Source organism: Dryocola boscaweniae (genome assembly GCF_025215095.1).
Classification (GTDB): domain Bacteria; phylum Pseudomonadota; class Gammaproteobacteria; order Enterobacterales; family Enterobacteriaceae; genus Dryocola; species Dryocola boscaweniae.
Window position 1 is genome coordinate 280,881 of the sequence record NZ_JALHAP010000080.1, and the last position, 17,540, is coordinate 298,420.

17 protein-coding genes are annotated in these 17,540 nt (G+C 53.5%); 4 read left to right on the forward strand and 13 right to left on the reverse strand.

The window, feature by feature from the left end:
- Positions 1-81: 81 nt before the first annotated feature.
- The 7 genes from pyrI to arcA form a co-directional block, all read right to left on the reverse strand.
- A complete protein-coding gene (gene pyrI / locus MUA00_RS15375) occupies positions 82-543 on the reverse strand; it encodes an aspartate carbamoyltransferase regulatory subunit (protein WP_271123890.1) in 462 nt (153 codons plus the stop codon).
- A 16-nt stretch (positions 544-559) separates the two neighbouring features.
- The gene (gene pyrB, locus MUA00_RS15380; protein WP_271123891.1) at positions 560-1,492 is read right to left on the reverse strand and encodes an aspartate carbamoyltransferase; all 933 of its coding nucleotides are present in this window, start codon (positions 1,490-1,492) and stop codon (positions 560-562) included.
- Positions 1,493-1,751: 259 nt separating this feature from the next.
- A complete protein-coding gene (locus tag MUA00_RS15385; RefSeq protein ID WP_271123892.1) occupies positions 1,752-2,231 on the reverse strand; it encodes an arginine repressor in 480 nt (159 codons plus the stop codon).
- A 157-nt stretch (positions 2,232-2,388) separates the two neighbouring features.
- Positions 2,389-3,858 carry an arginine-ornithine antiporter gene (arcD, locus tag MUA00_RS15390; protein ID WP_271123893.1) on the reverse strand — a complete coding sequence of 490 codons (1,470 nt, stop codon included), beginning with the start codon at positions 3,856-3,858 and terminating at the stop codon, positions 2,389-2,391.
- A 75-nt stretch (positions 3,859-3,933) separates the two neighbouring features.
- Positions 3,934-4,938 (reverse strand): ornithine carbamoyltransferase, encoded by a 1,005-nt coding sequence (argF, locus tag MUA00_RS15395; RefSeq protein WP_271123894.1) that lies wholly within the window; start codon positions 4,936-4,938, stop codon positions 3,934-3,936.
- Positions 4,939-5,056: 118 nt separating this feature from the next.
- A complete protein-coding gene (locus MUA00_RS15400; RefSeq protein ID WP_271123895.1) occupies positions 5,057-5,968 on the reverse strand; it encodes a carbamate kinase in 912 nt (303 codons plus the stop codon).
- A 15-nt stretch (positions 5,969-5,983) separates the two neighbouring features.
- Positions 5,984-7,204, reverse strand: a complete 1,221-nt coding sequence (arcA, locus tag MUA00_RS15405; protein WP_271123896.1) for an arginine deiminase — start codon at positions 7,202-7,204, stop codon at positions 5,984-5,986.
- Positions 7,205-7,879: 675 nt separating this feature from the next.
- On the opposite strand from arcA, the gene MUA00_RS15410 reads away from it, so the two are divergent.
- Positions 7,880-8,332 carry a YhcH/YjgK/YiaL family protein gene (locus MUA00_RS15410; RefSeq protein ID WP_271123897.1) on the forward strand — a complete coding sequence of 151 codons (453 nt, stop codon included), beginning with the start codon at positions 7,880-7,882 and terminating at the stop codon, positions 8,330-8,332.
- Positions 8,333-8,390: 58 nt separating this feature from the next.
- Here MUA00_RS15410 and argF (MUA00_RS15415) read toward each other — a convergent pair whose 3' ends face one another.
- Both argF (MUA00_RS15415) and argL read right to left on the reverse strand, forming a co-directional pair.
- On the reverse strand, positions 8,391-9,395 hold the full coding sequence (gene argF, locus MUA00_RS15415; RefSeq protein WP_271123898.1) for an ornithine carbamoyltransferase: 1,005 nt from the start codon (positions 9,393-9,395) through the stop codon (positions 8,391-8,393).
- Entirely contained in the window at positions 9,392-9,475 is an 84-nt protein-coding gene (argL, locus tag MUA00_RS21340; RefSeq protein ID WP_408639719.1) for a putative translational regulatory protein ArgL, read from the reverse strand. Before argL ends, argF (MUA00_RS15415) begins: the two co-directional genes overlap by 4 nt.
- Positions 9,476-9,559: 84 nt before the next feature.
- Here argL and rraB point away from each other — a divergent pair, with 84 nt between their 5' ends.
- The 3 genes from rraB to MUA00_RS15430 are packed head-to-tail and all read left to right on the forward strand — an operon-like array spanning position 9,560 to position 11,645.
- Complete coding sequence (rraB, locus tag MUA00_RS15420; protein ID WP_271123899.1) at positions 9,560-9,985, forward strand: ribonuclease E inhibitor RraB; 426 nt, start codon at positions 9,560-9,562, stop codon at positions 9,983-9,985.
- Positions 9,986-10,043: 58 nt separating this feature from the next.
- The gene (miaE, locus tag MUA00_RS15425) at positions 10,044-10,808 is read left to right on the forward strand and encodes a tRNA isopentenyl-2-thiomethyl-A-37 hydroxylase MiaE (RefSeq protein ID WP_271123900.1); all 765 of its coding nucleotides are present in this window, start codon (positions 10,044-10,046) and stop codon (positions 10,806-10,808) included.
- A 12-nt stretch (positions 10,809-10,820) separates the two neighbouring features.
- The gene (locus tag MUA00_RS15430) at positions 10,821-11,645 is read left to right on the forward strand and encodes a topoisomerase II (protein ID WP_271123901.1); all 825 of its coding nucleotides are present in this window, start codon (positions 10,821-10,823) and stop codon (positions 11,643-11,645) included.
- 41 nt (positions 11,646-11,686) lie between these two features.
- Here the strand turns inward: MUA00_RS15430 and MUA00_RS15435 are convergent, their stop codons facing one another.
- The 4 genes from MUA00_RS15435 to pepA all read right to left on the reverse strand — a co-directional run bounded on the left by MUA00_RS15435 (position 11,687) and on the right by pepA (position 17,277).
- A complete protein-coding gene (locus MUA00_RS15435) occupies positions 11,687-12,193 on the reverse strand; it encodes a GNAT family N-acetyltransferase (RefSeq protein WP_271123902.1) in 507 nt (168 codons plus the stop codon).
- Positions 12,194-12,323: 130 nt separating this feature from the next.
- Entirely contained in the window at positions 12,324-15,179 is a 2,856-nt protein-coding gene (locus MUA00_RS15440) for a valine--tRNA ligase (protein WP_271123903.1), read from the reverse strand.
- Positions 15,180-15,185: 6 nt separating this feature from the next.
- Positions 15,186-15,644: a DNA polymerase III subunit chi gene (locus MUA00_RS15445; RefSeq protein ID WP_271123904.1), complete on the reverse strand. Its 459-nt coding sequence runs from the start codon at positions 15,642-15,644 to the stop codon at positions 15,186-15,188.
- A gap of 121 nt (positions 15,645-15,765) precedes the next feature.
- Positions 15,766-17,277, reverse strand: coding sequence for a leucyl aminopeptidase (pepA, locus tag MUA00_RS15450; RefSeq protein ID WP_271123905.1), 1,512 nt, complete (start codon positions 17,275-17,277; stop codon positions 15,766-15,768).
- Positions 17,278-17,540: the final 263 nt, after the last annotated feature.

Genomic DNA, 17,540 nt, shown 5'->3' on the forward strand with positions numbered 1-17,540 from the left:
CGCTTACGCTTATCCACCCTACAAACAAAACGGCTCCCGCCCATTATAGGGAAGGGAGCAAGGTTGTCATTAGCCGTGGTGCTAATCCGCCAGCACCACATGATGAGCGAACTCTTTCTCACAATATTTGCACTTCAGGCTGATATCTTCGCCACGCTTTTTCACCGCGAACGAGGAGTAAACCGGCTCGCTGCGGCTGATGCAGTTGCTGTTTGGGCAAACCAGCACTTTTTCGATGCGGTCAGGCAAAGCAGGACGACTTTTTCCAACCACTTCATATTCGTCGATGCGGTTAACGGTGGCGTGCGGCGCATACAGCGCCAGTTGGTTTACCTGCTCATCGGTCAGGAAAGTGTTTTCAATCTTGATCAGATCCTTACGGCCCTGTTCGCGAGAGGGCAGGTTCAGGCCGATGGTAATGCGCTGTTCGGTTTCGGTCAGTTGGAATAGCGTCAGCAGCTTAAAGCCTACCTGCGCCGGGATATGGTCGATAACCGTGCCGCGTTTAATAGCTTCAACTTGTAATTTGTTATCGTGCGTCATCTCTTTTTCCTCTCACTTAAGCCAGTTCGCGATTCAAAACCAATGCCAGCAATGCCTGGCGAGCAAAAATGCCGTTGCCTGCCTGCTGGAAATACCAGGCGTGAGGCGTTTTATCCACGTCGGTAGTGATTTCATCCACGCGTGGCAGCGGATGCAGAACCTTCATGTTTTCGCGAGCGCCCGCCAGGTCGGCTGCGCGCAGCACAAACTGGGCTTTCACGTTGGCATATTCAGAAGGATCGAGGCGCTCTTTCTGCACGCGGGTCATGTACAGAATATCCAGCTCGGTCACCACGTCTTCGATAGCTTCGTGGCAGCTCCACTCAATGCCTTTCTCATCGAGCATATCGAGGATGTACTTCGGCATTGCCAGCGCGTTCGGGGCGATAAAGTAGAAGCGGTTGCCGGTAAACTTCGCCAGCGCCTGCGCCAGGGAATGCACGGTACGGCCGTATTTTAAATCGCCGACCATCGCGATATTCAGGTTTTCCAGGCGCCCCTGCGTTTCCTGAATGGTGAACAGGTCGAGCAGCGTTTGGGTTGGGTGCTGGTTCGCGCCGTCACCCGCGTTCAGGATTGGCACATTGCCGGAAAATTCAGTTGCCAGACGCGCCGCGCCTTCCTGCGGGTGGCGCATCACAATGGCGTCGACGTAGGTGCTGATAACCGAGATGGTATCGGCCAGCGTTTCGCCTTTTTTGCCAAGTGACGTATTGCTGCTGTCGGAGAAGCCCACAACGGAAGCGCCCAGGCGGTGAATGGAGGTTTCGAACGAGAGACGAGTGCGCGTGGAGGCTTCAAAAAAGCAACTGGCGATAACCTTATGTTTGAGCAGTTCTGGCTGCGGGTTCGCTTTCAGCTTCGCCGCGGTAGACAGCACCAGTTCAAGCTCTTCACGACTGAGATCGTTTATGGAAATGATATGTTTTTGATACAGCGGATTAGCCATGTTTATCTCCTGTTCTCGGGCGTCGGGCAAAAAAAAGGCCCCTCAACGAGGGGCCTTTGAAATTGATTGATGTAACGGGAAGAAAAACGGCGTCGCGCCGTCTTTCAGACGACGAGGTGCGGCAATTTTTTGAACACGCTGAACCATGCTTCCTCCCGGCAAATTGTGGCGCATTATACGCGTGTGCATTCACACTTCAAGCGGTAAATTCACACTATTCGGCATTTAGCAATCGGTTGCCGGGAATACTTATGTGTTTCTAATGTAAGCCCAGCGTTTGCATAATGCGGCGATGCACCTGCGGCGTTTTTTGCACCTCACGCGGGGCAATCCAAACCACGCTGCTGCCTGCCACAACGCCTAAAATTTCCGGCAGGGCGCGGTAATCAAGGATTTTTGCCACCGCGCGCCCGTAACCTGCTACGGCATGAATCATAATAAATTCCGCATTATGTTCGACGCTGATTACCATTTCCGCCACCGAACGCGCGGCATCCGGTTCCGGCTGTTCCTGTGGGTTTAAGGCGTAAATTTTTTGCCCCTTCGCGTTGCGCATTTTAATCACCCCGAGCAGCTTCAGCAGCCGGGAAACCGTGGACTGGCTGATGGCTTCAAAGCCGTGGCGCTGCAAATCCCGGCGCAGCTCTTCCTGGGAGTGATAGCTTTTATGGACGATAAGCCGTTGGCACAGCGTAAGCTGGCTCTGCTCTTTCTCTGATGACGTGCGGGAGATCCTCATCGTATTCACTATTCCATGATTTCTATAGGTGATTAATTTACGCTGCTTATAGATTTAAACTGTTTGATAGATCTGACTTTTAGATTTTCCTTAACGATAAATGTTGTAAATTCTTTCTATTGCAGAATTTAACGCCCCTTTCGGGGCGTTAAGCCGGTCAGGCAATCTGTATGGCTCCCGCCAGAACCAGTTTTAATGTCCAGGCGGCTACCAGCAGCAAAGCCACCACGATGGCCCATTCGTAGCCTTTCAGAAGCCGTTGCCCCTGCTGCTTTTTCTGCCACAGGAAGACCGCAAGGCCTGGGGTGAACAACAGCGAACTGAGCAGCATGGAGTCTCCGGCGGCATAGCAAAGCCAGAATCCATATACCGTGGCGATAACGCCCAGCACGATACCGCCGGTACGGGATTCGCCGTCTGCGTAGCGTTCACCTGTCCAGGCAAGCTTCAGACCGTAAGCGGCGCTGAACAAATACGGCGGCAGTATTGCGGCGGTAGCGATGGAGAAAAGCGCCTGATAGCCCGCTTCGTAGAACAGGGTGAGGATCAGGAATAGCTGGATTAAGCCGTTAGTAATCCACAGCGAGAAGGAAGGGGAGTGTCTGGCGTTCTCTTTGGCGAAGACTTTTGGGAAGATGCCGTCGTTCGCGGCGACACGAGGCAATTCTGCGGCAAACAGCGTCCAGGCAAGCAGGGCGCCGGCTACCGAAAGAATCACGCCGCCCGCGACGAATTTCGCTCCCCATGGGCCAACCACATTTTCCAGCACGCCAGCCATTGACGGGTTTTTGAGTCCGGCAAGCGAGGCCTGATCCAAAATCCCCATCGACAGCACGCTCACCAGCACATAAATCGCCAGTGCGCCCAGCAGGCCGATGACGGTTGCTTTACCGATATCGCTGCGGTTTGCCGCACGGGCAGAAACCACCGTTGCTCCTTCGATACCGATAAACACCCAGGTGGTGACCAGCATGGTATTTTTCACCTGATCGAACAGCGCCGGTTCCTGGCCGTTAACGATCATCATGCGACCCCAGAAATCTGCGGTGAACACGCCAATTTTAAAGGCGATCAGCACGGCGACGATGAATACCAGCAGGATAACGACCTTCACGACGGTTAAAATGGTGTTGATATAAGCCGCTTCACGCACGCCGCGCAGCACCAGTGCGTGCACCAGCCACAGCACTACGGATGCGCCGATTATTGAAGGCAGGTTGTTTCCTTCGCCGAATACCGGGATGAAAAAGCTCATGGCGCTAAACAGCAGCACCGCATAAGAGACGTTGCCAAGCCAGGCGGAGAACCAGTAGCCCCAGGCGGACTGGAAACCGATAAAATCACCAAACCCTGCGCGAGCGTAGCTGTAGACGCCGCCTTCAAGTTCAGGGCAGCGGGAACTAAGGTTTTGATAAATAAAAGCCAGACACAGCATGCCGACGCCGGTAATCACCCAGCCAATCAGTAACGCGCCGGGTGAGGCGACGGAGCCAAAGTTTTGCGGCAGGCTAAAGACGCCGCCGCCAATCATCGAACCAATAACCAGCGCAACCAGCGCGCTGAGCCCTAATTTTTTTTCTGTTGTTGCGGATGTCGCGCTGACATCCCCGTGGGTAACATCGGCCATTTTCCTTTCCTCCTGCGGCGGGTTTGCCGCACGAATGCACGCCTGGCGGCGAGGCTGCCCCCGCCGCCAGAGGGATTACTCTCCGAGTGTGGCAACCATGACGGCTTTAATGGTGTGCATACGGTTTTCGGCTTCGTCGAAGACGATAGAATGCGGGGATTCGAAGACGTCTTCGGTCACCTCCAGCCCTTTAAGCCCGTATTCCGCTTCAATTTCTTTACCGACTTTGGTGTGTTCGTTGTGGAATGCGGGCAGGCAGTGCATAAATTTCACGTTCGGGTTGCCGGTCGCATCGAGTACGCGCTGATTCACCTGATACGGCTTCATGATGCTCACGCGTTCGGCCCAGGCTTCTTTTGGTTCGCCCATAGATACCCAAACGTCGGTGTAGAGGAAATCAACTCCCGCCACGCCTTCTTCGACGCTGTCGGTCAGCATGATGCGCCCGCCGGTCTCTTTGGCTATCTCGCGGCATTGTTCTACCAGCGCAGGTTCAGGCCAGAAGGCTTTCGGGGCGACCAGGCGAATATCCATGCCCATTTTCGCCGCGCCCACCATCAGAGAATTGCCCATGTTGTTGCGGGCGTCGCCCAGGTAGGCAAAGGCGATTTCCGGCAGCGTTTTGTCCGGCGCGTGCTCAAGCATAGTCATCAGATCCGCGAGAATTTGCGTTGGGTGGAATTCGTTGGTCAGCCCGTTCCACACCGGTACTCCGGCGAACTCGCCCAGCTCTTCGACGATATCCTGGCCGTAGCCGCGATATTCGATGCCGTCATACATGCGGCCAAGCACGCGAGCGGTATCCTTCATGGATTCCTTATGCCCAATCTGGGAGCCGCTTGGCCCGAGGTAAGTGACCAGCGCACCCTGGTCGAAAGCGCCGACTTCAAAGGCGCAGCGAGTTCGGGTGGAGGTTTTTTCAAAAATCAGCGCGATGTTTTTGCCGACCAGGGTTTTCTTCTCGGTGCCGGCTTTTTTTGCCGCTTTCAGATCACGCGCAAGATCGATCAGGTACTGAATTTCCGCTGGTTTAAAGTCCAGCAGTTTCAGGAAATTGCGCTTTTTCAGGTTGATAGTCATTTTAGTTATCCTTTTGAATGCTTCCGCTGGATGGCGCTTTCGCTTATCCACCTTACGGTCTACGGTTCGGGTTCTGTAAGTCGGGTAAGCGCCGCGCCACCCGACAGGATTTCGACGGCTATTCGCGAATTAGCGTGCCTTTTTCACCGGCCAGAATCGCCGGGCCGTCCGCCAGCGCGCCGATCCCGGCGATGCCGTGGCACTGGGCGACAAATTTGCTGCATGCTGCGACTTTCGGCCCCATCGACCCGGCGTCAAACGCCATGCCTTCCAGCTCTTGCGGGGTGATGTGGGTAATCGGGCGTTGCGTCGGCTCCCCCCAGTCGAGGTACACCGCCTCGGCATCGGTGAGGATCAGCAGGGCGTCGGCTTCGATCTGGCGCGCCAGCAACGCGGCAGAGAGATCTTTATCAATCACCGCTTCAATACCGTGGTAGCCATCCACTTTTTCCACCACCGGCACACCGCCGCCGCCGTTACAAATCACCAGATGATCGCGCTGGATAAGCGCCGTAATCGCATCGCTTTCCACGATTCTTTTTGGCTGTGGCGAAGGCACTACGCGGCGGAAATACTGGCCGTCCGCTTTCACCGTCCAGCCTTTTTCGGCAACCAGGCTGTCGGCCTGCGCTTTGTCATACACCGGGCCGATGTACTTGGTTGGATTCTGGAACGCCGGATCTCTGGCATCCACTTCCACCTGTGTGAGCAGCACGCTGACTTCCCTGTCCGGCAGGTGATTTTTAAGCGATTGCTGCAGCATGTAGCCGATCATTCCCTGACTTTCCGCGCCGAGAATATCGAGCGGGTAAGGGGCTACTTTTTGATAGGCGCTGTTTTGCAGCGCCAGCAGCCCAACCTGTGGACCGTTGCCGTGGACCAGCACGACGCGCCAGGCGGCGGTGAGCTGGGCAATGGTTTTGGCCGCAAGATCGATATTTTTACGCTGAACTTCTGCTTCCAGCGGCTCGCCCCTTTTCAGCAGCGCATTTCCACCGAGTGCTACAACCAGCGTGGGTTTGTGTTCCATTTCTCTCTCCTTGCCTTAAATGCCGTCACGTTCAAGCGGGCAGCTCATGCAGCGCGCGCCGCCGCGGCCACGACCCAGTTCGTCGCCCGGAATCGGCAGAACGGTGATGCCTGCCTTATCGTATTTTTCGTTGGTCCAGATGTTGCGTTCGTAACCGATAACCACGCCCGGACGGACGGTCAGCACGTTGTTGGCGTCGTTCCACTGTTCGCGTTCTGCTTCGAAGGCGTCGCCGCCGGTCGTGATTAAGCGCACCTGATCGATACCCAGCGCTTGCTCAATGGCGTGCAGCAAATGAGGTTCCTGATGACGTTTGATGCCGCCGTGGCCGTCCGGGGTGAGCGTCCAGCACTGGGCGTCTTTGCGCACCACTTCCGGGTAGACGGAGAAAGTGTCGATATCGATATGCGTCATGACCGTGTCGAGATGCATGCAGGAGCGATGTTTCGGCAATTCAACGGCAATAACGCGGGTTGCCTGCTGATGTTTGAATAATGATTCAGCAAGGAATTCCACGCCCTGCGGCGTTGTACGTTCGGACATGCCAATTAACACCGCGCCGCGCCCGATAACTAATACGTCGCCACCTTCTAAAGTTGCATGGTCATAATTAATATTGTCGTCGCCGTAATATTTAATAAAGTTTCCATCGGTAAAGGCCGGATGCCAGCGATAAATAGCTCGCAGGTTATTTGTTTCGCGCTGGCGGGCGGCTTTAGCCATTGGGTTAATAGATACGCCGTTATAAATCCAGCACGATGTGTCGCGGGTAAATAAATGGTTTGGCAGCGGCTTCATAATAAAGTCGGTAGCCTGGTGGGTATCCACTACCATATTATGGATATAGGTTGGGATTTCTCCGTAGGTCAGGCCGCCGCTGAGGCGCCGGGCCAGCTCACGGTGTGGCATATCCGCCAGCCAACCGCGAATATCCGAGGCAAACGCAGGCCCCAGACGATAGTCGGAAATCTGCGTATCCAGCAGCCAGGCTTTGGCATCGCTGATATCTAAGGTTTGCGTTAATAAGTCGGTCAGTAATAAAACCTCAACGCCTTCGCCACGTAATGTATTGGCGAAAATATCGTGCTCTTCTCCTGCGCGCTCTACCGATAATACATCATCAAATAAAAGCTCCTGGCAATTTGAAGGGGTCAGTCTTTTCAGGCTGAGATTGGGGCGATGCAGCATGACGCTGCGTAATTGTCCAATTTCGGAACCGACATAATGCTTGTCCATGACTCTTCCTTTACATTAATCAGGAGATGAAAATGCCCGTGATGCAAAATATATTGCACCGCAGATGAAATAGGTTTCTCAAATGTCTTCGTGGCGTATCTTAATTTCCTGAGGGCTATTTAATGTGAGGTTTATCACGTACTCAAGGGACTTTTTAATTCTCAGTTAATTAATTGATAATGGTCAGAGAATGATAAATAAGCCCGGAATGGAGGATGAATAATTAAGCGAAACATATCCTGTTATATTTTATGTTTGTTATGTGAATGTTATTTTATGCAGAAAGGTGATTAGCTTAACCGTTTGAAATTAATTGCTATTTTAAACTCACTTGCATGGTTATGCATAATGAAAAAAAATCCATCTTTACAGCAAGACCACAGCGAAAATAATTATGGTTTAAATTGCCTTAAGTCAGCGAATGTAAAGCGTGACGGGTAATGCGTTTTTTATTATTACTTTTATAAAACAAAAAGTTATATGTGATTTATACGAGTGAAAAACCGAGGTTATGCTCTTTTACTGCATAAAAACTTGTGGGCTGAATCAGAGCGGTAACATCTTTTGCGATAAACATGCGTTAGCACAGGTTTTGGTGAAAAAGCCGTGGCGATGAAAAGCGAAGTCTCGTATAAAAGAATTAATAAAACATCGTTTCAAAATAGGATCAGCATCATGATTATCGGCAACATCCATTCTTTGCAAAACTGGCTTCCTGAAGAGCTGCGCCAGGCCATTGAGCACGTTAAACAGCACATCACTGCGCAAACGCCAATCGGCAAGCATGATATCGACGGCAACCGGCTGTTTATGCTGGTCTCAGAAGACACCACGCAGCCTTTTGCCGAACGCAAAGCCGAATTCCACCAACGCTATCTGGATATTCAAATCGTTTTGCGCGGCCAGGAGGGCATGACCTTTAGCTGCCTGCCTGCGGGTCAACCTGATACCGACTGGCTGGCCGACAAAGACATCGCGTTCCTGCCGGAAGGCGAACAGGAAAAAACCGTCGTCTTAAACGAAGGGGATTTTGTGGTGTTCTATCCAGGAGAAGTGCATAAGCCGCTGTGTGCGGTGGGCAAACCTGAAAACGTGCGCAAGGTAGTAGTGAAAATGCTGGTTGAGTAACCCGCATTACTCTCGCCCTAACCCTCTCCCTTTTGGGAAGAGGGCCGGGGTAGGGGAATTATTTAACCAGCGTCGCTACCATCACCGCCTTAATAGTGTGCATACGGTTTTCAGCCTGATCGAATACCACGCTGTTTGGCGATTCAAATACCTCGTCCGTGACTTCCATCCCGCCCTGCAAACCATACTGTTCCGCCATCTGTTTACCGAGCGTCGTCTGGTCGTCATGGAAAGCCGGCAGGCAATGCAGGAATTTGACCTGCGGGTTGCCTGTAAGACCGAGCATGGCGCTGTTTACCTGATAAGGACGCAGCAGACTGATACGTTCAGCCCATTTTTCTTTGGCTTCGCCCATTGATACCCACACGTCGGTATAAATGAAGTCCGCGCCTTTTACGCCGGCTGCAACGTCTTCGGTGAGAGTGATTTTGCCACCGGTGTGCCCGGCCAGCGACTGACATTCGGCAACCAGCTTTTCATCCGGCCAGCAGGCTTTGGGCGCCACAAGGCGGAGATCCAGCCCGGTCAGCGCGGCGGCCTCCAGCATGGAATTGCCCATGTTATTACGCGCATCTCCGGTATAAACCAGCGTCATTTCGCTCAGGGATTTGCCGGGCAGGTGTTCCTGCATGGTCAGTAAATCGGCCAGCAACTGCGTGGGATGGAATTCGTTTGTCAGGCCATTCCATACCGGCACGCCGGCAAATTCAGCCAGGGTTTCGACAATCTCCTGGCCGTAGCCGCGATACTGAATGCCGTCGTACATGCGGCCCAGCACGCGAGCGGTATCTTTAATTGATTCTTTATGCCCGATTTGGCTGCCGCTTGGGCCGAGATAAGTGACGCGAGCGCCCTGGTCATAAGCGGCAACTTCGAAAGAGCATCGTGTGCGGGTTGAGTCTTTTTCGAAGATGAGCGCAATATTTTTACCAGTAAGCTGCTGAGTTTCGCAGCCTTTTTTCTTATCGGCTTTAAGCTTTGCGGAAAGGGTTAATAAATCGTGGAGCTGTGCCGGAGTAAAATCCAGTAATTTAAGAAAGTGCTTTTGATAAAAGTGACTCATCTTTTCCTCACATGGCTCATGCCACTTATTGAATTAAAATTCAATTTATATGTATGAATATTCATTTGCAACCCCCGCATAGCAAATCTTTCTCGGGAAAGGTGGAGGCAAACCGATGCGTGTGTGAAAATAGAAGTATCTGCCGACACATTGAGGAAAGGGCCATGGCAAATCCAGAACTGCTGGAAGAGCAGCGCGAAGAAACGCGTTTGATTATTGAAGAATTACTGGAAGATGGCAGCGATCCGGACGCGCTGTACACCATCGAACATCACCTTTCTGCAGACGACTTCGAAACCCTGGAAAAAGCAGCGGTTGAAGCGTTCAAAATGGGTTATGAAGTGACCGACCCGGAAGAGCTTGAAGTGGAAGAGGGCGATACCGTCATCTGCTGCGACGTGCTGAGCGAATGCGCCCTGAAAGCTGAGCTGCTGGACGAGCAGGTTGAGCAACTGCTGAACCTCGCTGAGAAATTTGGCGTGGAATACGACGGCTGGGGCACCTATTACGAAGACCCGAACGGCGAAGAAGGTGAAGAAGGCGACGAAGAAGACTTTGTGGACGAAGACGACGACGGCGTGCGTCACTAAGTTCTCCCGTGCAGCGGCTCCCCGCCGCTGCATTTCAAACGGTCACGAATACTTAATCATGAACTACCCCGAGCTACTCTCCCCGGTCCTGAATTTCCTGCACTGCCCGACTCCCAATGCGTGGATCGCCAAAGCTCGCGAGCCTGAAAACCTGCCTTTGTTGCTTACCGATCATATGGTTTGCGAACTCAAAGCCGCGCAAACCGCCATGCTGCTTATCCGTAAATACGTCGCCGATAAGGCCAGCGCCCAGGCGTTGCTGGACTGGCTGAAGCCTTATGAAGACTTTACCTTTCGTGAAGGTGCGGAGCCGGACTTTATCGCGCTGCATAAAGGCCTGAGCAAAAGCGTGATGCCCAAAACGCGCACAATTTGGGGGCAGGTGCTTATCGACAGTATGGTTTTGCTTATCAAAGAAGAGTTGCACCATTTCTGGCAGGTGCGCGAACTAATGATTGACCGTAACATTCCCTACGTAAAAATTACCGCCAGCCGCTACGCTAAAGGTCTGCTGAGCGAAGCGCGTACCCACGAGCCGGTAATGCTTATCGACAAACTCATTTGCGGCGCCTACATTGAAGCCCGGTCGTGCGAGCGTTTTGCGGCTCTGGCTCCGTATCTGGATGGCGAACTGCAGAAGTTTTATTTGTCCCTGCTGCGTTCAGAAGCGCGTCATTATCAGGACTATCTTGCGCTGGCAGAATTTATTGCCGGTGGCGATATCAGCGACCGGGTGCGCTTTTTTGGGGAAGTGGAGGCTGCGTTAATCATATCCCCCGATAACGAGCTTCGTTTCCATAGCGGCATACCCGACTCCATTTAAAAAGGATATTTAATGAACTGGACTCATGTCATTCTTGCAGGCTATATCGGCGCGGTGATTGCCGTCGTGGTGGGCTTTGCCCGTAAAAAAGGCTGGATCGGCAAAGTGGCCGCATTGGTTATCGCGGCTGTTGCGATCGTGGCGTGGAATATTATTGATGTGAAGTATCTCATCCCGCGCGACGGCAAGACCAGCATGCAGGCGCAAGTAAGCCAGATGGACGAAGCTTTCAATAAGATGCCGGTTTATCAGGTGATGAAAGAACATCAGCCCGCGCTCTTTGAGTCTGTTCGCCAGCGGTCGCTGACAATGCACAAAGAAGGAAAAACGGAGCAGGAAATCATCGATGCTATTCAGCCGCAGATCCTTGCGTTCCAGATGAAGCAATTGCAGAACGCAGCCGATGCAAACGTCGTGGCCTATATGCAAATCAACATGCAGCAAACCGCGATGGTGCAAAAAGCCAGCGATGACGAATGTTTCCGCTTCCTGTTCCCGGCGGTGAAGGGCGGCATTAATGCTGTGCGCATTATCCCGCGAGAAGTCACTATGCGTCGTATGGAAGTTGACGCCGACATGCTGCGTTCGGCTTTTGGTCCGGACAAACATACCGTGACGGCCGAAGAACGCGAGCAGGCCCAGCGCGATATTCAGCCGATTGTTCAGCAACTGGTTAAACAATACGGACAGGATATTCAGCTAATGGAAGACCCGCGCCAGGCTATAGGCAAAGAGGCGGTGGCATGTAATCTGGTGCAGGATTTGTGGCGGAATGTCATGCTGTTGCCGCCGCAGAAAGCCGCTGCGATTATTCGTCTGTCGGTTGAGGGTCAATAGTTTGTATCAGGCGGATAGCGTTGCGCTTATCCGCCAGCATGTTAAAGCGTTTTAAGCATTCTGACTTCACAGTCCACATGCCCGGTGCAGCCGAGCGGTTCGGCAATATGCTCAAAACCGAGGCGTTCATACAGCGCGATGGCTTCGGTCAGAAACGCGGTTGTTTCCAGATAGCAGCGGGTAAACCCCTGCTCGCGGGCAAAATCCATTGCCTGTATTGCCAGGCGTTTCGCCAGGCCTTTCCCGCGTACTACCGGCAGGAAATACATCTTCTGCAGTTCGCAAATATCGGGTTCGCTACAGGACAAAGGCGCTACGCCGCCGCCGCCAACCACCTTGCCTTCCAGTTCAACGACCCAATAAGCATGACCTGGTTTGCTGTAGAGCTGATAAAGCTCGTCCAGATTAGGGTCTGCCACCGTGTAGCCTTTATCGGCCGTTAAGCCGTATTCAGCGGACACCTCGCGGATAACCTGGGCGATGGCGGAGTTGTCATGGGCGCAAATCCTGCGCAGGGCAAGATCAACCGGAGCAGCAATATTCATCATTTGACTCTTGATACTTTTGACATATAGGGCGAGTTAATAGCACTCCCTCGAAAAGGGTGCAAGAGAGGATCTTTCAGACATCCATAAAAAAGCCGGGAATATTCCCGGCTTTTTACGCTTAACGGTTCAGTTACAGCGCGGCAATAACAGCCTGCTGTTCAATCAGCTTCGCTTTCGCATCATTGAAGCCAACCAGACGCTCACGCTCTTTTGCAACCACATCTGCCGGCGCACGCGCCACAAAGCCTTCGTTTGACAGCTTGCCTTCGATTTTGCCGATCTCGACTTCGATCTTCGCAACTTCTTTAGCAAGACGCTCAATCTCGGCGGCTTTGTCGACCAGGCCCGCCATTGGGATAAGCAGCTCTGCGCCGTCGATAATTTTGGTCACGGAAACCGGACCTTTATCATCGCCGCTCAGCAGGGTAATGCTTTCCAGACGCGCAAGGTTTTGCAGGAAAGTACGGTTCGCATTCACGCGGCGTTCCGCTTCAGCGCTTACGTTACGCAGCAGCACTTCCAGCGGCTTGCCTGGAGCGATATTCATCTCAGCGCGAATGTTACGCACTGCGGTGATCGCCTGCTTCAGCCACTCGGTGTCGGCAAACGCGGCTTCGTCGTCCTGGGCGCTGTTATAGGCCGGGAACGGCTGCAGCATGATGGTGTCTGCGGTGATGCCTTTCAAGACCTTCACGCGCTGCCAGATGGTTTCGGTGATGAACGGAATGATTGGGTGCGCAAGACGCAGCAGACCTTCCAGCACGTTAATCAGCGTATTGCGGGTGCCGCGCAGTTCCGCCTCGGTTCCGCTGTTCATTACCGGCTTGGTCAGCTCCAGATACCAGTCGCAGAACTGGTTCCAGGTGAATTCATACAGAATGTTGGCAGCGATATCAAAGCGATAGCTGTCCAGCGCTTCACGATACGCCTTCACGGTGCGGTTGAATTCGGCCAGGATCCAGCGGTCCGCCAGGGACAGAACCAGCTCGCCGCTTTCAAAGCCGCAGTCCTGCTCTTCGGTATTCATCAGCACGAAACGGCTGGCGTTCCACAGCTTGTTACAGAAGTTACGGTAACCTTCCAGGCGTTTCATGTCCCAGTTGATATCGCGGCCGGTAGACGCCAGCGCCGCAAGCGTAAAGCGCAGCGCATCGGTGCCGTGCGGCTCAATGCCGTTCGGGAACTGCTTCTCGGTGCGCTTGCGGATTTTCTCCGCTAACTGCGGCTGCATCATGTTGCCGGTGCGTTTTTCGAGCAGATCTTCCAGGGAGATGCCGTCAACCATATCCAGAGGATCGATAACGTTACCCTTGGACTTGGACATTTTCTGTCCTTCGTCGTCGCGGATAAGGCCGGTCATATAGACGGTTTTAAACGGTACCTGCGGCTTGCCATCTTCATCTTTGATGAAGTGCATGGTCAGCATGATCATGCGGGCAATCCAGAAGAAAATGATGTCGAAGCCGCTGACCATCACGCTGGTCGGGTGGAAGGTGCGCAGCGCCTCGGTGTTCTCCGGCCAGCCGAGGGTAGAGAACGTCCACAGACCGGAGGAGAACCAGGTGTCCAGCACGTCTTCGTCCTGGTTTAGCGCTACATCTGCGCCAAGGTTGTTTTCAGCGCGAACTTCCGCTTCGTTACGGCCAACGTACACGTTGCCTTCAGCATCGTACCAGGCCGGGATGCGGTGGCCCCACCAAAGCTGGCGGGAAATACACCAGTCCTGAATATCGCGCATCCAGGAGAAGTACATGTTTTCGTACTGCTTAGGCACGAACTGAATATCGCCTTGTTCAACGGCTTCTACCGCGACTTTCGCCAGCGGAGCGGTGCGCACATACCACTGGTCGGTCAGCATTGGTTCGATAACCACGCCGCCACGGTCGCCGTAAGGCACGGTCAGATCGTGAGGTTTGATTTCATCAAGCAGGCCCAGTTCGTCGAACTTAGCGACGACGGCTTTACGCGCGGCAAAGCGCTCCAGCTTCTGGAACTCGGCTGGGATCTCGCTGCTGTAAACGGTAGATTCTTCGCCGTTGGTATCAAACACTTCAGCCGCTTCGCGGATATCGCCGTCAAAGGTCAGAATGTTGATCATCGGCAGGGCATGACGACGACCCACTTCGTAGTCGTTAAAGTCGTGGGCTGGCGTAATCTTCACGCAGCCGGTGCCTTTTTCCATGTCGGCGTGTTCGTCGCCGACGACCGGAATGCGGCGGTTAACCAGCGGCAGCACCACGAACTTACCGATCAAATCTTTATAACGCGGATCTTCCGGGTTCACGGCCACGCCGGTATCGCCCAGCACGGTTTCCGGACGGGTAGTTGCGACAATCAGGTAATCTTTGCCGTCGGCAGTTTTTGCGCCGTCAGCCAGCGGATAACGCAGGTGCCACATGGAGCCTTTGGACTCGCGGTTTTCTACTTCCAGATCGGAAATAGCGGTGCGCAGTTTCGGGTCCCAGTTTACCAGGCGCTTGCCGCGATAAATCAGATCTTCTTTGTACAGGCGGACGAACACTTCTTTCACCGCGTTGGACAGGCCTTCGTCCATGGTGAAGCGTTCGCGCTCCCAGTCTACCGAGTTGCCAAGACGACGCATCTGACGGGTGATGGTGCCACCAGACTCTGCCTTCCACTGCCAGATTTTATCGATAAAGGCGTCACGGCCGTAATCGTGACGGGTTTTTCCTTCTTCGGCGGCAATTTTGCGCTCGACGACCATCTGGGTCGCGATGCCGGCGTGGTCAGTCCCCGCCTGCCACAGGGTATTTTTACCCTGCATGCGCTGGTAGCGAATCATGGTGTCCATGATCGTCTGCTGGAAGGCGTGACCCATATGCAAGCTGCCGGTGACGTTCGGCGGTGGGATCATGATGCAGAAGCTTTCCTGGCTGGTGTCGCCATTTGGCTTAAAGTAGCCCTGCTGTTCCCAGTGCTCGTAAAGCGGCTGTTCGATATCTTGCGGGTTATATGTCTTTTCCATTGTCTGCTATGTCGTTCCCGGCGCGGTATGAGACGCCGTAGTCAAGTGGAAACCAGCAACGCGGTACGCTTTATAGCGCTCGCGGGCCAGTTGTTTTTGAGTGTCTTCGTAAGGTACGAAGTCTATCACTTCATGGAAAGCGGTGGCAAAATCTGCGAAGTGCGGCAGCAGGCTTATCAACACGTCTCGCGACGAGCTGCCGCGACGCTGCGGCCAGGCGAGTTCGACCGGCGCGCCATAACGCGGTCCTTCGCCGGCGAGATTATGCGGTACAAACGCTTGAGCGTCGCGCTGCCAGAGCGCTTCATCCAGACGGATGGCCTGCTGTTCATCAACACAAGCAATGAGCAGGCGCTTGCCTGCCCGAAAACTTTCTGCCGCAAGTGTACAGACCAACGCTTCAACGGCGCTCAGCTCACCTGAAGCGGTATCGTTGTCGAGAAGGTAGAACGTCGCGTTTTTCATTTTACTCGCATTTTATTGAGTCATTGGCAGCCGTAGAGTGGATAAACGACGCGCCATCCACCGAGTCGTGGCGGATGGCGTGGGCTTATCGCCCGACAAAAGTCCAGAGGGGAAACCTCTGTTACTCTTCGCCGTTAAAACCTGAACGGTTCAACAGGAACTGCGACAGCAGCGCAACCGGACGGCCGGTTGCGCCTTTGGCTTTGCCTGAGCGCCAGGCCGTTCCTGCGATATCCAGGTGTGCCCAGTTATATTTACGTGTAAAGCGAGACAGGAAGCAGGCTGCGGTAATCGCACCGCCCGGACGGCCGCCAATGTTCGCCATATCGGCAAAATTGGAGTCCAGTTGATCCTGATACTCGTCGCTGATTGGCAAACGCCAGGCGCGGTCGCCCGCCTGTTCAGATGCGCTAATCAGTTCATGCGCCAGCGGATTGTGGTTAGACAGCAAGCCGGTGATGTGATGGCCGAGGGCAATCACGCAGGCGCCGGTCAGCGTTGCCACATCGATAACGACTTCCGGCTCGAAACGTTCCACATAGGTCAGCACGTCGCACAGGACCAGACGGCCTTCCGCATCGGTGTTTAACACTTCAACGGTTTGCCCGGACATGGTAGTCAGCACGTCGCCTGGACGATATGCGCGGCCACCCGGCATGTTTTCACAACCGGCCAGCACGCCGATAACGTTAATCGGCAGGTTCAGCTCTGCAACCATGCGCATTACGCCATACACGGATGCTGCGCCGCACATGTCGTATTTCATCTCGTCCATGCCTTCGGCAGGTTTGATGGAGATACCGCCGGAGTCAAACGTCAGGCCTTTGCCAACCAGCACAATCGGACGTGCGTCCGGCGCGTCGTTGCCTTTGTACTCAATGACGGACATCAGCGATTCATTCTGGGAACCGTCACCCACCGCGAGGTAAGAGTGCATGCCCAGCTCTTTCATCTGCTGTTCGCCAATAACGCGGGTTACAACGTTTTTGCTGTAAGAATCGGCCAGTTGACGTGCCTGAGAAGCCAGATAGGCCGCATTACAGATATTTGGCGGCATATTGCCCAGATCTTTTGCCGCTTTGACACCGGCGGCAATGGCCAGACCGTGCTGAATTGCACGTTCGCCGCTGGTTAGCTCACGACGAGTGGGAACATTAAAGACCATTTTACGCAGCGGACGACGCGGCTCGCTTTTGTTGGTTTTTAGCTGGTCAAAGCAGTAGAGCGACTCTTTTGCGGTTTCTACCGCCTGGCGGACTTTCCAGTAAGTATTGCGGCCTTTAACGTGCAGTTCGGTCAGAAAACAGACGGCTTCCATCGAGCCTGTGTCGTTCAGGGTATTAATCGTTTTCTGTATAACCTGCTTATACTGACGCTCATCCAGCTCGCGCTCTTTACCACACCCAATCAGCAGAATACGCTCGGAAAGCACATTCGGAACGTGGTGAAGCAATAAAGTCTGACCTGGTTTCCCCTCAAGCTCACCGCGGCGCAAAAGAGCGCTGATGTAGCCATCGCTGATTTTATCGAGTTGTTCGGCGACCGGGGACAGGCGACGCGGTTCAAAGACTCCCACAACGATGCAGGCACTACGCTGTTTCTCGGGGCTACCGCTTTTTACACTGAACTCCATGCACTACGCTCCTGAATCTTAAAGACAACGGCGGCGGCTACAGGCTAGAATTACAAGCTCTCGTAACTCATATCCGCTGTTGCGATGACTTCGTGTTAATCTTAACGAATGTATTTTTACGGTTTCGGCAACGTCAGTTAAATCACCCTGTAGCATCACTTCGCCGGGTAAGTTTAATCTTAGCGATGTTTTCGACGACTCAAGAGAATAAATGACGTATAAGCGATGAAACAAGCGATTTTCCTGCAAAAAGACTCGTTTTC